12 protein-coding genes are annotated in these 15,549 nt (G+C 41.6%); 9 read left to right on the forward strand and 3 right to left on the reverse strand.

The window, feature by feature from the left end; translation table 11 throughout:
- The first annotated feature begins 3 nt into the window (after positions 1 to 3).
- From F8C67_RS08995 to F8C67_RS09025, 7 genes are all read left to right on the forward strand, one after another.
- The gene (locus tag F8C67_RS08995; protein ID WP_151667506.1) at positions 4 to 579 is read left to right on the forward strand and encodes a hypothetical protein; all 576 of its coding nucleotides are present in this window, start codon (positions 4 to 6) and stop codon (positions 577 to 579) included.
- A 142-nt stretch (positions 580 to 721) separates the two neighbouring features.
- Entirely contained in the window at positions 722 to 2,470 is a 1,749-nt protein-coding gene (locus tag F8C67_RS09000) for a type I restriction-modification system subunit M (protein ID WP_151667507.1), read from the forward strand.
- Positions 2,471 to 3,826 (forward strand): restriction endonuclease subunit S, encoded by a 1,356-nt coding sequence (locus F8C67_RS09005; protein ID WP_151667508.1) that lies wholly within the window; start codon positions 2,471 to 2,473, stop codon positions 3,824 to 3,826. It abuts the gene before it with no gap.
- Positions 3,827 to 3,837: 11 nt separating this feature from the next.
- A complete protein-coding gene (locus tag F8C67_RS09010; RefSeq protein ID WP_151667509.1) occupies positions 3,838 to 6,858 on the forward strand; it encodes a type I restriction endonuclease subunit R in 3,021 nt (1,006 codons plus the stop codon).
- A gap of 1 nt (position 6,859) precedes the next feature.
- Positions 6,860 to 7,348, forward strand: a complete 489-nt coding sequence (locus tag F8C67_RS09015) for a hypothetical protein (RefSeq protein ID WP_151667510.1) — start codon at positions 6,860 to 6,862, stop codon at positions 7,346 to 7,348.
- Between the two features lie 29 nt (positions 7,349 to 7,377).
- Positions 7,378 to 9,225: a DUF262 domain-containing protein gene (locus F8C67_RS09020; RefSeq protein ID WP_151667511.1), complete on the forward strand. Its 1,848-nt coding sequence runs from the start codon at positions 7,378 to 7,380 to the stop codon at positions 9,223 to 9,225.
- Between the two features lie 112 nt (positions 9,226 to 9,337).
- Positions 9,338 to 9,859 (forward strand): hypothetical protein, encoded by a 522-nt coding sequence (locus F8C67_RS09025; RefSeq protein ID WP_151667512.1) that lies wholly within the window; start codon positions 9,338 to 9,340, stop codon positions 9,857 to 9,859.
- On the opposite strand, the gene F8C67_RS09030 is transcribed toward F8C67_RS09025, so the two are convergent.
- Together F8C67_RS09030 and F8C67_RS09035 are read right to left on the reverse strand one after the other, a co-directional pair.
- Positions 9,854 to 10,177: a hypothetical protein gene (locus F8C67_RS09030; RefSeq protein WP_151667513.1), complete on the reverse strand. Its 324-nt coding sequence runs from the start codon at positions 10,175 to 10,177 to the stop codon at positions 9,854 to 9,856. The two genes, F8C67_RS09025 and F8C67_RS09030, sit on opposite strands and share 6 nt — an antisense overlap.
- Before the next feature lie 19 nt (positions 10,178 to 10,196).
- Positions 10,197 to 11,687 (reverse strand): DUF2779 domain-containing protein, encoded by a 1,491-nt coding sequence (locus tag F8C67_RS09035; RefSeq protein WP_151667514.1) that lies wholly within the window; start codon positions 11,685 to 11,687, stop codon positions 10,197 to 10,199.
- Positions 11,688 to 11,775: 88 nt separating this feature from the next.
- Between F8C67_RS09035 and F8C67_RS09040 the strand changes: the two genes are divergently transcribed.
- Both F8C67_RS09040 and F8C67_RS09045 read left to right on the forward strand, forming a co-directional pair.
- Positions 11,776 to 12,684, forward strand: a complete 909-nt coding sequence (locus F8C67_RS09040; protein ID WP_151667515.1) for a DUF429 domain-containing protein — start codon at positions 11,776 to 11,778, stop codon at positions 12,682 to 12,684.
- The gene (locus F8C67_RS09045) at positions 12,659 to 13,501 is read left to right on the forward strand and encodes a helix-turn-helix transcriptional regulator (RefSeq protein ID WP_151667516.1); all 843 of its coding nucleotides are present in this window, start codon (positions 12,659 to 12,661) and stop codon (positions 13,499 to 13,501) included. The genes F8C67_RS09040 and F8C67_RS09045 overlap by 26 nt, the downstream gene beginning before the upstream one ends.
- On the opposite strand, the gene F8C67_RS09050 is transcribed toward F8C67_RS09045, so the two are convergent.
- Positions 13,498 to 15,540: an FtsH/Yme1/Tma family ATP-dependent metallopeptidase gene (locus F8C67_RS09050; protein WP_170266416.1), complete on the reverse strand. Its 2,043-nt coding sequence runs from the start codon at positions 15,538 to 15,540 to the stop codon at positions 13,498 to 13,500. The two genes, F8C67_RS09045 and F8C67_RS09050, sit on opposite strands and share 4 nt — an antisense overlap.
- Positions 15,541 to 15,549: the final 9 nt, after the last annotated feature.

Raw genomic sequence — 15,549 nt, forward strand, 5'->3', positions numbered from 1 at the left:
TCCATGACTTTTACAAACAAAGCCCCACACCCTACCTACAAAGAACTCATCATAGAGACTTCAAGCCCTACTTATAAGGAACTACTGTCCACTCAAGAATGGCAATCTCGTCGGAAAGAAATAATCAAAAGGGATGGTAATAAATGCAGCAAGTGTGAAACTACTGCAACAAGCTCACAGTACAACAAGAACACCGGGAAATATGACCATTTCTGGTTCGGTGAAAATGAATTCCAGGAAGTCAGACACCCCAATGGAAGAATCGAGTATACAAATTATCCTAAGGTGATCTTTGCTAGAGAAATGGTGAACTTACACGTGCATCACAACTATTATGTTGAAGGCAAGCTACCGTGGGAATATGAAGACCACGCATTAATCACACTGTGTAATACTTGCCACTCTGATTTACATGAAGAAGAAACCATTCCCGTTTATTCAAGTGATGGTCGTAAAATTCCAAAACTCACTCTGTGCAGCAGGTGCAATGGCGCAGGATATTTGAAAGAGTTCAACTATCATTTGAGCGGGATTTGCTTCGAATGTAATAGAAGTCGATTTATCAACTATTCCTTATGATTAGGGAAGCTAACAAAATTTGATCGAACAATTTCCACGGTGAATACCGACCTTTATAGCCTTTCAGGAATCTTAACCGGAACTGAAATCATTCTAAAAATTGCCAGTTAGGCATACCTAAATAATTCTCAAGAAGACATAGATGACAAACGTCAAAGAATCTGCAAATTTTATTTGGTCTATTGCAGACCTACTCCGTGGAGATTACAAACAAAGCGACTACGGAAAAGTAATCCTTCCTCTTACTGTGCTCCGAAGGCTCGATTGTGTTCTTGACTCAACAAAGAGTGATGTTATCAAGAAGTACGAGCAAGTAAAGAGCATGAATATCCAAAACCTTGACCCTATTCTCAATAAGGTTGCCGGATACAACTTCCATAACAGGAGCAAGTTTGATTTTGACAAGTTGGTAGCTGACCCCAACAACATTGCCTCCAACCTCCGTAACTACATCAACGGTTTCTCTGAAGATGCAAGGGAAATCATTGAGCAATTTGAATTTGATAACCAGATCACCAAGCTCGATGATGCCAATCTCCTTTTCATGGTATTGAAGCGATTCCAGGAAGTAGACCTCCACCCTTCTCGCATTTCAAGCATGGAAATGGGATACATGTTTGAAGAGTTGATCAGAAAGTTTGCGGAGATTTCTAACGAGACAGCCGGAGAACACTTTACTCCAAGGGAGGTAATCAAATTAATGGTGAACCTGCTTTTCATGGATGACCGTGACATCCTTACCCAGAAAGGCATTGTGAAAACCATTTTTGATTGCTGTGCCGGTACGGGTGGAATGCTGTCCGTAGCTGAGGAATACTTAAACGAACTAAATCCGGATGCCAGACTGGAAGTATTTGGGCAGGAGATCAACCCCGAGTCATATGCTATCTGTAAATCAGACATGTTGATTAAGGGGCAAAACCCTTCTAACATTAAACGAGCGAACTCTCTCAAGCGCAAAGATTCTGAAAAGCAAAAGCCGGATCAATTCATCAATCACAAGTTTGACTACCTCATCACCAACCCACCTTTCGGTGTAAAATGGAAAAAGGTAGAAAAAGAGGTGAAAGATGAGCATAATGAAATGGGCCATGGTGGCCGCTATGGAGCAGGATTACCATCCGTGAGTGATGGTTCACTCCTCTTCTTGATGAACCTCATAAGTAAGATGAAACCGAAATCCGAAGGAGGTTCACGTCTGGCCATTGTTTTCAATGGATCACCACTCTTCTCCGGCTCACCAAGTAGCAAGAAAAACGAAAGCAGCATCCGCCAATGGGTGATTGAAAATGATATGCTGGAAGCCATTGTGGCATTGCCTAACCAACTCTTTTACAATACCGGTATTGCAACCTACATCTGGATTCTGTGCAACCACAAACCGAAAGAGCGACAAGGAAAGGTTCAGTTGATTAATGCAGTGGACTTCTACAAGAAAATGAGCAAGTCATTGGGTGATAAGCGAAACGAACTTAGCGATGACCACATCAAAAACATCACGCAAATTTATGGGGCATTTGAAGAAGGGGATTACTGCAAGATTTTCGACAATGAAGACTTTGGCTATCGAAAGGTGACCGTTGAACGGCCTACCCTCAAAAATGGTAAACCGGTTTTAGATCGAAGTGGCAATCCCAAGCCTGATTCCAGCTTGAGGGATACGGAAAACATACCGCTCAAGGAAGACATTCAATCATACATGGAACGAGAAGTATTGCCACATGTGCACGATGCTTGGGTAGATGAGAAAAAGACCAATGTGGGCTATGAAATCAACTTCACGAAGTATTTCTACCAATACAAGCCGCTTCGTTCATTGGAGGAGATACGTGCTGATATTTTGGCCTTGGAAGAGGATACAGAGGAATTAATTAAGGAAGTAGTTGAGTAGATGAAAAGGTATCCATCATATCAAAGCACAAACGGAATAATTGAGGTAGAATTTCCTGAGAGTTGGCAAAAATCTCGGTTAAGGTTTATTGGCAACTTATACGGAGGTTTGACGGGAAAGGCAGGTAATGATTTCAATGATCTTGGACACCCCAATAACCGCTCATTTATTCCTTTCACGAACGTCTTTAAAAACACCTACATCAATACCGATGACCTCCAGTTTGTGAAGATTCAAGAAGGGGAGCGACAAAATGAAGTAAGAAAGGGCGATTTATTCTTTCTGATGAGTTCAGAAGGAAGGGAAGATTTAGGCAAATGTTCTCTACTGAACGATGATCTAAACAGTGTTTATCTAAACAGTTTTTGCAAAGGGTTTCGGGTTTCAAGGGATGATTTCGATCCAAAGTATTTAAACTATCTATTATTCGGAGATATTCACAGAAACTTGATAAGTATTGAAGGCCGAGGATTCACGAGAATAAACCTGCGGCAAGAATCTCTTCTAAATGCTTTAATCCTCAAGCCATCCATAGAAGAACAAACCCAAATCGCTCGCTACCTCGATTACAAAACAGCCAAGATTGATGCGTTGATTGAAAAGAAGCAGCGACTCATTGATCTACTGGAAGAAGAGCGAACGGCCATCATCAACCAGGCAGTCACCAAAGGTTTAAACCCTAATGTACCAATGAAGGATTCAGGTATTGAATGGCTGGGTGAGATACCGGAGCATTGGGAGATAATGAGAATTAGTCTCATAAGCAACTATCTATCCTATGGCTTCACGAACCCTATGCCAACTACAAGTCAAGGCCCATATATGCTAACGGCCAATGATATAAAAGACGGCTTCATAGACTATGAGAATGCGAGAAGAACCGAACAGGATGCCTACGATAATCTTCTTACAAAAAAGAGTAAGCCCTTTCTGAAGGATATTTTAATCACCAAAGACGGAACTCTTGGACGAGTGGCAATCTGTGATAGAGAAGATGTTTGTATTAACCAGTCTGTTGCAGTAATCCGAGTTGATCCAGACAAACTCATTCCAGATTTACTTCTTCATTTTCTTCGAGCAAGTTACTATCAAACTAAAATGGAATTTGATGCCGGAGGTACCACTATCAAGCATATTTACATAACTCGGCTTGCCAAGATGAAAGTTGCGTTCCCAATAGAAAAAAAAGAACAAGAAAGACTGCTATTTGCGATCGAAGAAAGAATCAAATCTCATGACAAAAAACTCTCGGCCATTAGAAGAGAGGTCGAATTACTCCAGGAATACAGAACCGCTCTCATCAGTGAAGTGGTTACCGGCAAAGTAGATGTCAGGGATGAGGTAATACCGGAATAGAATATAAGCCTATGGCACACGGAATACATACAGAAACCACCTTTGAGGCTGCGATTGAGGAAAGCCTCCTCAACCAAGGTGGATATTCAAAAGGGAATTCAGAAGATTTTGACCCTCAATTAGGCATCTTCCCTTCCTATGTCACCCAATTCCTCCAAAATTCACAGCCAAAAGCTTGGGAGAAGATCACCAACATCCACAAGGATGAGGTAGAAAAGAAAGTGATCAGTCGATTGATCCGTGAATTGAATCACAAAGGCACATTGAACGTTCTCCGGCATGGCTTCACTGATTATGGGGTTAAGTTCAAAATGGCCTTTTACATGCCCGAGAGCAGCTTAAACCCCGAAGCAGTTGAACTATATGGAAAGAATCATCTATCCGTTACCAGGCAGCTTTATTATGAGCGTCAAGGCAAAAACTCTTTGGACATGGTGTTGGCCTTGAATGGTCTGCCGATAGCCACTATTGAGCTTAAGAATCAGTTTTCAGGTCAGTCCGTTACCAACGCTAAAAAACAGTATGTCTATGACCGTGAACCTAATGAACCCATCTTCCAATTCAAGAAACGTTCATTGGTCCACTTTGCCGTTGATACGGATGAGGCATTCATGACCACTAAGTTGGCAGGAAAGAAGACTCGTTACCTTCCTTTCAATCTCGGTTACAATAACGGTGCAGGAAACCCTCCAAACAAAGATGGATATCGAACCTCCTACCTTTGGGAGTATGTCTGGACCAAAGACAGCTTGATGGACATTGTTGGCAAGTTTCTTCACCTCAATGTGATAGAGTTTGAGCTTAATGGAGTCCGCAAGAAGAAAGAAACAATGATCTTTCCCCGCTTCCATCAAATGGAGGTAGTAAGAAAGCTCACCCAGGACGCCAGAGAAAAAGGTGCAGGAAGCAACTACCTCATCCAACACTCAGCCGGATCAGGAAAGTCCAATTCCATTGCCTGGTTATCCTATCGCCTATCGAGCTTGCATGACAAAGGAGACCAAAGAGTATTTGATTCGGTGATTGTCATCACGGATAGAAGGGTTTTAGATAGTCAGTTGCAAAACACCATCCATCAGTTTGAACACAAGGATGGTGTGGTCCAGAAGATTGACAAAGACTCACAACAGCTCGCTGATGCCATCACAGCAGGATCAAATATCATCATCACCACTCTTCAAAAGTTTCCTTTTGTACTGGATAAAATTGGCGAAATACCAAACCGAAAGTATGCCGTAATCATTGATGAGGCGCATTCTTCTCAAGGAGGTGAAGCCACCAAGAAAATGAAGGAGGTATTGACTGCCAAGTCGCTTGAGGAAGCTATTGAAGAAGATATGTCGAGCGGTCTCGACGAGGATGCTGAAGATGAAATCAGAACGTCTATGGAAGCCAGAGGCAAGCAAGACAACCTCAGCTTCTTTGCCTTCACAGCTACACCAAAACCCAAGACCATTGAAGTGTTTGGCACACCGGATTCCAACGGTATCCCAAAACCCTTCCACCTCTACTCCATGAAACAAGCCATTGAAGAAGGCTTCATTCTGGACGTATTGAAAAACTACACCACCTACAAAACCTATTTCAAGCTCTCCAAGCAAATTGAGGATGACCCCAATGTGAACAAGAAGCAGGCTGCCCGAGCCATTGGGCGTTTCCTTTCACTTCACCCTCATAACTTGGCCCAGAAAGCTGAGGTGATGGTAGAGCATTTCAGGCAGGTGGTATCCAAGAGGATTGGTGGCAAGGCCAAAGCCATGGTTGTTACCGGATCAAGGCTTCATGCCGTTCGCTATAAAGAGGAGTTTGACAAATATATCAAAGCAAGAGGTTACACAGACGTCAAAACGCTGGTTGCCTTTTCTGGTAAGGTGATTTACGACAGCTACCCTGATGGAGTGACTGAAGTTGAATTGAATGGCTTTAAAGAGAAAGAGTTGCCAAAGAAATTCTCAACGGATGAATACCAAATTCTATTGGTAGCGGACAAGTATCAAACCGGGTTTGACCAACCTCTCCTTCATACGATGTATGTCGACAAGAAATTAAGTGGTGTCAAATGCGTTCAAACGCTTTCTCGCTTAAATCGAATGCATCCAGGAAAGGAAGACACCTTCGTTTTGGATTTCGCCAATGAGGCAGAAGAAATCACCAACTCGTTCCAGCCTTACTATGAACTTACCACCGTTGAGGAAACCACCGACCCAAATCACCTCTATGATTTGAAGAGCGAGATTGAAAAAGCACAAGTGATCTGGGAGACGGAAGTGAACTCCTTCTGCAATGTCTTTTTCAAGTCGGCAAAGACTCTTTCTGTAAAAGAACAAGGGAAGCTCAATGCTTTTATTGATCCCGCTGTGGAGCGATTCAAACAGCTGCCTGAAGAAAGCAGCGATGAAGATGTGATTGGCAATGAGGTAACTCAAGAAAGCTTCAAGAATACCCTTCAATCCTTCACTCGGTTGTATTCCTTCCTTTCTCAAATCATGCCTTTCACGGACGTTGACCTGGAGAAGCTTTTCACCTACTCAAGATTCTTACTCAAGAAACTACCCCGAAAGAATCAGGCAGACCGGTTCAAGCTTGGTGATGAGGTTTCATTGGAGTATTACCGACTTCAGAAAATTGCTGAGCAAAGTTTAGTCTTGGAGGATCAGGAAGAATATGGGTTGGACGGAAGATCTGATGCAGGAATTCGATTAGCCAATAAAGAAGAGAAGGCTGCATTGTCTGAGATTATTGATGTTTTGAATAACCGCTTTGGAACAGAGTTCAATGATGCAGATAAGCTATTCTTTGATCAAATAGAGGAAGAGCTCATAGCTGATGCTCGTCTCACCCAACAGGCCCAAAACAATTCCATGGACAACTTCAAGTTTGGTTTTGATGATGTCTTTATGGACAAGCTAATCGCTCGCATGGACCAAAACCAGGACATCTTCAGCAAGATGATGGATGATAAAGACTTTGGAGGGTTGGTGAAGGATTACTTGTTGAATAAAGTTTATAATAGGCTACGGAAAACCCAATAAGATGATAAAACTGGTAAGAACCTACAAATGGGCGTTATTGTTCAGTATATGCCTTTCGATTAGTATATATACGTACATACATTACTCGTATGATTCCAATATATTTCTCGCTAGCATTGGTGGGTTGGCAACACTATATTTAGGACTAATCAGATATCAACTAGAGTATGATAGGCTATTCCAAGAACTCTTCACAGCCTTTAATACTCGTTACGACAAACTCAATGATGATATATTGGATATTCGCAAAAGATCAGAATCATTAAAAGAAAGAGATACTAAGATAATAATTGATTATTTCAACTTATGCGCGGAGGAGTATTTATGGTATTCTCGAGGTAGGATTCCAAAATCAGTTTGGAAAGCTTGGAAATCGGGAATTGATGAAAACCTAAATACCCCAATAATAAAAGACCTTTTTATTCTTGAAACTAAGTCCATAAACAGTGCTAGTTCATATTATGGGTTAAGGAAAGAACTTAATATATAACTTCAACCAGATTGTAACCCGAATGAACTATGGAAAAAATAACGCTCTCCAAATTATTCAATGGTAAATTATTCAGTGTGCCCGATTATCAGAGGGGCTATGCATGGGAACAAAAGCAACTACTGGATTTCACACAAGATATAGACGCTCTAATTGATGAGGAGATTAGAAGTCATTATACTGGAACTATAGTTCTCTTCCAACCTAAGGACAAGCGAACCGAATATTTTGGAACGGATAAACTTGAAATATTCGAAATTGTGGATGGTCAACAACGACTTACAACATGTCAACTTTATCTGTCTATCATTCTAAGGCAATTAGTGGCTCAGGCTGAGCAAGAGTACGAGAAGAACATCTCCAGTCTCGTTCACTCTGGCAATAAACCAAAACTCAGACTAAACAATGACAGCAAAGACTTCTTTCTCGATCTTTTAAAAAATGGAAGCTCATCGATAACTCCTATCAATATTCATCAAAAAAGACTAGAATATGCCTTCAACACTCTGAATAAACATATCTCCGAACAATTGACTGTTAGGCAGGAGAAAATAGGGTACCTAAAAGAATTGTACGACGCACTGACCAGAAAACTCCATTTTTCGCACTACATCATTGACGATGAAAGTGAAATTGGAATGACCTTCGAATTAATGAATTCGCGCGGAAAAGGGCTTTCTGTTCTTGAATTACTGAAAAACTACCTTATGCATTGGGTATACCGCAATGTTCCTGGTGAACCCAAGAGAGAAACTATAACTGACAGTATTAATAGAGCTTGGAAGGATGTATACCTAAATATTGCATCCGCAAATGGAAATGAAGACCAATGTTTAAGAATAGCTTGGACTTTGCTGCAATCTCCAACGCCAAAAAATTGGAAAGGCTATGTTGGCTTTAAAGCGCCCTCCGCAATTCCATTAAGAGATTTTTCTAAAAAGAGTAAGCAAGACACTTATCTCTTCATTGAGAAACTCGCTTCTGAATTAAAGGAGTTCTCCTATCACTATTCCAGAATAACTAACCCGCAATTAGATCCCAATATCCCCGGAGAATATGAGAGACTTGTAAGAATCAAGAATACCGGTAATACAAGTATTTTCTTGCCACTCATAACAGCTTCAAGACAAAAAGTAATTAATGGCCATTGTGATATTGCACATTACCTTAACCTTCTAGAAACTATTGAGCTATACTCATATAGAGTTTTTCTTTGGGCGCGCAGAAGAAGTAATGCCGGTCAAGCCAAATTATTTCATTTAGGTTATAATATCTATCAAGGCAACCTAGATTTGAATGAAGCTCAAAAGGAAATTAAGACTAGAATTATGTTCTATTCAGAAGAGGATAATTTCAAAACAGAACTGACCACAACTTTTACAAATTGGTATCGCCAGCGCAAACTCCTTAAATACACTTTATACGAGTATGAAATTGAACTACTAAATAAAAAAGGAAAAGGCGCTCAACCTAAACTATCATGGAAGGACCTTTCCGACTCCACACTCGAACATATTTTACCTCAAACCCCTGAATTAGATTCCCTTTGGTTACAGAAATGGTCCGAAGAGGATATCAAGCATTACCTTCATCATATTTCAAACATTGTGCTAACACGAGATAATTCGCATTATAGAAACTTTGAATTCGACCGGAAGAAAGGTAGTCAAGGTAAAGGTCATTGCTATGCTAACTCGGACATCAGACAAGAGCGAGAAATATCAAAGTATGGCGACTGGACTATAGCCGAGTGTAAACATAGAAAGGTTGAACTTGAACAGTGGATTTTAGGCAGATGGGGACTAGATGAAAGTTTGTATACAGCTGAACCAGATGAAAAGGATGAGGATGAACTTGAAGAAGAGTTGTTATGGTAAACAAATGACTGTTTGAAATTAAATTGATCTGCATCCAATCAGATGTCTTCTCCTCTGTTCTATTCCCTTAACACCTGTTAATCTTCATTATCGAGATAAGCTCTTACTCACAATGTCATTTATAAAATATTATCAGTCAACCTTATCCGACTTTAAAGACAACTCATCTTTTAAGAAAGCCGAAGTCAAGTCCCAGTCTATTAAATGGCCAGATGGAAGTGGTGTATATGCCGTGTGGCAAGATTCAACAACCGAAGCCAATAACCTGCTCTATGTAGGGAAAACAGGAAAGTTCAAACAACCCTTCGGAGAACCACTTGGATTTAATGCTGGAAGTTTTGCAAAGCGAACACAAAGATGGACACCCTATAGATTTGCTAATTCTGAAATGGATGGGACAAATCAATTCACCTTTCGTTTTGGCACAAAGTATTCGAATTCAAGCGTGCAGCGCAAAGAGAGATTTGCAATCGATGCCTATTCGAAAACCATTCCCTACAAAAACTTAATTATACATTGCTTTATCATAGGTTCTGAGCATCCTAGACACACTCCGGCATCATTGGAAACAGAGATTCTTACTCGATATGTTAAATGTCAAGAGAAGCTTCCTGTTGGCAACAAGGAACTATAATGACTCATCATTAAGCCAGATATAAACATCATTGGTTATTTTCTCTAAAAGAGATTGAGAGAGCAAACCTGCATCATCAAACCACCTTAGATACTCATCCTGAGTCAAGGTTCCAATTTCAGTCCTATTCATCTGCTTTTCAAGCTGAACAATTATTGTTCTCACCTCAGGATCGTATTCGTCCTCTGGCGCTCCCAAAGCTATCAATCCTAAGGGGTCGTGTTTTATAAGGATTGCGAGTAGCTCATCAAATTTCTCGCAGTATTGATTTCTAACTGTCTTAGAATCAAGTTTAGATAAGTCAATTTCCTTTGACATCTTATCTCCTAATTAAATCCTAATTAGCAACCTTTCCCATCTCCTCCCAAATCCTCACCATCGCCCAAGTGTCCATTTCACAATAGGCCAACAATTTTTCACGCAAGGCTTCTACCTCATCTTTAGGTACAGTTCCTTGGGCTAAGGCGAGCAATTCTTTGGAAGCGGTTCCCCCTTCAGCAATATCCAGAGCACTGTAGCCGTCGTCATCCGGACAAACAGATGGGAATACTTGCTTGATGCTCGCGGAACCCATCATGTCTGGGTTGTACCAAGCTTTTTGCTTGAATGGAATAATGAGGTCGTTGAAGCGAGCAAGGAGTTTATCACATGCTTCTTTGTGTTCTGGGAAAAGGCTGCCGAGTAGTTTAATCTTCCCTTTTTCAAATCCTTGATTGTATGCTAAAATTGTCCCTGAGGTGCCGAGGTCTTTTAACATGGCATGCAACAATTCTTCATAGGGCAACTCTCCATTCCCAAATGATGCAAGAAAATTGTACTCATAAGGGTCAACGCCATCACCCATTACTACTTGCACGGAATACTGTACTGGAATAGCTTGATATGGACGAGTACCATCATACAAAGGCACTACCGGCGCTATGGTCTCAAAATCGAAGAAGTAGAGCGGATACTCCAAGGTATCTAAGAACGCTTTTAGCTTCTCGGTCTTGAGTATTGATTCTCCGTGCACTACTCCACGCCAAAGCGGACGTGCTGATGGACTTATCATACTTTCTTCCAAATCCTCAAACCGTTGCTTGCCTTCAAAGAACAAGGCCCACTTGTCTTTTAAGTAAGGAATACTCAAAACATTGGGATTGGGCACATCTTTCCAACACATGTACTTCAATGAGCAATCAAAAGGATCTCCACAATGCTGCCCAATTTGAACCTCTGGTCGCTCAGGCTGCTGGAGAACAAGCTTCAGGTTTTCTATGCGGTCTTCAATACCCTCTTGAAGTTCAAGAACTTCCTCTGTAATATCGCTAAGCGTAAAAAGCTGTTCTAAGTCAAGCTCTCCATTGCGCTCATACTGGTTATTGATGTGCATCAAGAAAAATCGGTCGGGTTCATAGCCTGCCGACTTCATGATATGATACTGATAAGAGCTGTCGGTTAAGTGATAAGGCTTAACCTTAGTAGAGCTCTTCACTTCAATAGCGTGAATTTCATCTCCTACTTTGAGAAAGATATCAAGTGCCGCCATACAACCTTCATGGAAAAAGGCGGCCTCATAAATAACGCTCTCACCCTCCTCTATCCATTGTTTGGTTTTCTCATATGAGGGACCCCAATTGTAGAACTCCTCAGGTGTAGCATCTTTTCCACCTGGAAAGCGTTGCTGTGCCAGTGCTCCAATATCATGACCCGCATCAAAGCGAGCTTGATCCGCAGCAGAAACCAGAGGTACTAAATCCTTTTGATTCTTCTCTATCCAGAATTTCTTTTCGCACTGGAGACCGCTTACATAGCGAGATTTGGACAGAACATGTCGGTAGTTGGTCATGAGAGAGGTGGTTGGTTAGGCTATCGAAGATAGAATTTTTCTAATGAGAAAAGGGTACCTTATTGGCTGTATTTAAAAACCGCTCTCAATGCCAAAATCGGTATTTATTATTGGATGGGACGCTGCTTGCGCAAGTAGAGATAACGGACTAATCCAGCTCAAGTACAACTTAACCAACAAGTCCATTGAGGAATTTCGTCCGATACTCACTTCGAGCAAATCTAGCCCAGGGATGGCAATACGTAATGCAATACAAAACCATAACTCTGAAGATCTTCCCTTCCTTCTTGCTATAGACTGCCCATTAGGTTGGCCTGTTACATTTATTGACGCATGGGAGTCACCAATTCCGTCGACGGCACAGCCTATTACTTGTATCGACAAGAAGGAGTTAAAAGACGCATTTTTCAAAAGACAATGTGAGCGATTTCTTATTGAGTACTACAGATCTTCAAACCCTAGTCTCAGAATACAGCCATTGGAAGTCACATCTAATTTATTGGCACGAACAGCATTTGACACCGCTTACGAGTTGAATTTGCTTCTTGAAGGTTCCCACCTACCATTTATGTTGTGGAGTAAGCCAAAGCACGAGTCATTTTCACAGGGCATTATTGAGGTCTATCCAGCTGCGACTGTCCAATCTTGGTCCAACAGCCCTACCCCCATTGGCAAGAGAAACGGTATCATTTCTAATACTATAACTGCAGCAGAATCTAATAGTCGATTAGACCACTCTCGAATAAAGCAATTGATAAAACTATCTGCAGAACTCAGTACGTATAAGCTACCTGTTAGTCGCGTTCCTCATTTTGAAGATGCCATTATTTGTGCTCTTACCGCTGTTGACTTTCTGGAAGATAAATGCGTTGATCCTTCTCCAAATAATTTAAGCTTAGGTAAGGACGCCTTCTATAATCCATCCGACATCAAAAAAGAAGGTTGGATCTGGTTCCCAAAAACAACACTCGATGAATCCAGCACTCTTAAAAATTAAGCGTCTACAGACTATCCTTTACGAAGTTGGAAAAGGGAACTATCCGACAACTTCCAACTTGTTGGATAAACTCGGGATGGAAAACGACTCAAGCTCTGAACGTACGCTGAATCGCGACATGAAGGCATTGCGAGAAGACTATCTGATTGACATAGATTACGACAAAGGTCGAAAAGGATACACTTTAGAAAATGCCAACACAGAAGAAGTGGATCTCTTTTATCACATGAGCAACACGCTTCTCCTGAGTCATCAAATGCTGGACGCCGTTCGTGAAGGCAAGTTGATGAGTGAGCACATTATCTCCAAATCCCCAAAAATCAAATTCGGAGAAAATGTACTATCACGCATTTACGAAGCAGTGGTGAATCGCCGCGAGGTTGTGATTTCAGATTACTTCAGTACTTATAGCGGTAAATCATCATCCTATGAAGGTCACCCTTACCGGTTGATCGAATACCTCAACCGTTGGTACGTATACCTTTGGGTGCCTTCAAAGAATGACTTTCGATCCCTGAGCATAGAGCGGATTGAAAAGCTTGATGTGAAGCCCACAACATTCGAGCGTACCCAAGCACTGCCTAAAGAGCTATTCGAAGTCGTCGGTCTCAATTACTCAGAATCGTCGAAGAAAGAGCTAGTGAAGTTTAGAGTGCGTAAGCACACAGCAGGTTACATCGAGAATCAGCCTATTCATTCAAGTCAGAACGTCTATCAAGAAGATGATAAGTGGGTCTACTTTCAAATTGCCGTTCGACCCAATTACGAACTCAAGCAGCTCTTCAAAATGCATGAGGGAAATCTAGAGGTACTTTAATCCAAGGCTGCGAGTTTCCACTCTCCATTCATTTGCAATGACAACTGGAGTTTATCGGCATATCCTTGACTTTCCGACTCCTCGACAATCGGTGAAGAGATGTTTTCTGTAATGATTCGGTGGATTTCCTTTTCACTCAGTGTACCTTGTACGTACAGTTTATGAGCTAATATCCTCAACAAGCTAGTTTCTCTCTTCAAGAGCTCATATGCTTGTCGCTTACACCTGTTCATGATGCGTTTGATTTGCTCACCTACCTCATGATTTGGATCTTCAACTCGATCAATTACATCTGGTTCAATCATGAAAACTGGATAGAGCTCCTTCCCCATCCCATAGTCGGTTACTGCACACCTCACCAATGAAGTTAGGTTCAATAAATCACTCTGTGAACCAGCGCTTCGCTCTTCACTACCGAAGAACATCTCCTCAGCTACAAGCCCAGCAGCCAACATCACGCCCCTTGCCATTATCCTTCGATAGTTTAAAATTCTGTCATTTGGCTTGAACATCACAAAGGCTCCATTTCCATCATACGAGGTGGCACTCATCTGAAGAGGTACTTCATTCAGTTCAAAGTAAGAGGCTATAGCGTGTCCAGCTTCATGTACTGAATGTAGAGCTCTCTGGTCATTTGTCACACGCTTTCTGGCCTCGTAAATCGGGAGGTGTAGTTTCTTTATCAACTGACCACACTCGCGGGTCGTTGACTCCCATTCAATGTGTAGGAAGTTCTCTTCTACATCAAAGCTCAACTTCGAGTAACTGAAGCCTTTATCAACCGAGAGTTCTATCAACCCACCTAATTGCCTATCCACGATGCGTTCAAATGTGTTCTTCACATTTCTCACCCCCATGGCAGGCGCGACACCCTCAGTATAAATCAAGTCCGCTAGGCTCTTGTCAATATTCACCTCAACTCCTTGAAAGTATTCCGTCTCAAGTTGCTTCTTAAATCGGTCTAAGTAGAGCTGTATCAAGCCCTCAAAAGCCTTCCTTGACAGGGTTGGATAGATGATGTGCTGATTTCCTAACCGAGCAATGTGTTCAGGTCTAAATCTGTACAAGAGAGCATTGTGAATCTGGTTGAAAGTGATTTTAGACGTTCTGTCGTGAAGCGCATCTGCGTCCACATCGGTACTATCACTGCCCGTTATGCTGTATGCACCATCCAAATTCCCTAGGGTGATGATCAAAACATCTGGACAGTCTATAGTTTTTGGACGTTTCCCTTCTTGAATCGCTCGTTCGAGAATGGCCAACGATTCATCCATCGTTACATCATAGAACAGTTCTTCGAGTTCTTTGTGGGGTAGCCTAGTTTCTAAAATCGTCTCCACCCTTGACCGTGTGCCGGGAGCTATGAAATCTGCCTCCGAAAGTCGGTTGAATGCAGATTGTCCCTGAAAGTAAGATTCAACAAACTTATCGCCTCTGATCTCATCGATCCCAATGACTTTGCCGGCTCGATAGGATAGTTTGGTGCTCCTATCGATCATGATTTTTACTCGCTTGAGATTTTCGAGTGTATACTTCAAGTCATATATATCGCTCCAACGAATTGATTTGATGAACTTGCCTCTATCTAATACCTGCCAGAACGAACTGTTATCAAGTATCTCTATTCCTTTTCGTCCGCGACTTTTCAAATGCTGAAATTCGTCCATGACCACCACAGCACGGCTATCATTTTTCTTAGCGATAAAGTCCGTTAGCACTTCTTCGAAGCGAAGATCCACCATCGAATTATCCGTACAATCGATGGTCTCCGACATTTCCGTCAACCCGAGGTATTCAATTAGCTTGGTAATCAAATCCGTTTTACCTACCCCGGTCATTCCCCATAAGTTGATAACGGTAGGACGCTCTTGAACTCCAGGAAAGAGGTACCATGTCCGAATAGCATCAATCACTTGATCGATTTGAATATCGATACCAATGAATTCCGACTTTAGCCTTAGTTGCGCGTTATTCAAGCGACCTAACTTCTCTTGATACTCCTTGTCCGACTTACTCGGAAGTGTAAATTTCTGTTCCATGCTCATTTG

Origin of the sequence: Phaeocystidibacter luteus (genome assembly GCF_008933115.1) — a bacterium.
Lineage (GTDB): Bacteria > Bacteroidota > Bacteroidia > Flavobacteriales > Schleiferiaceae > Phaeocystidibacter > Phaeocystidibacter luteus.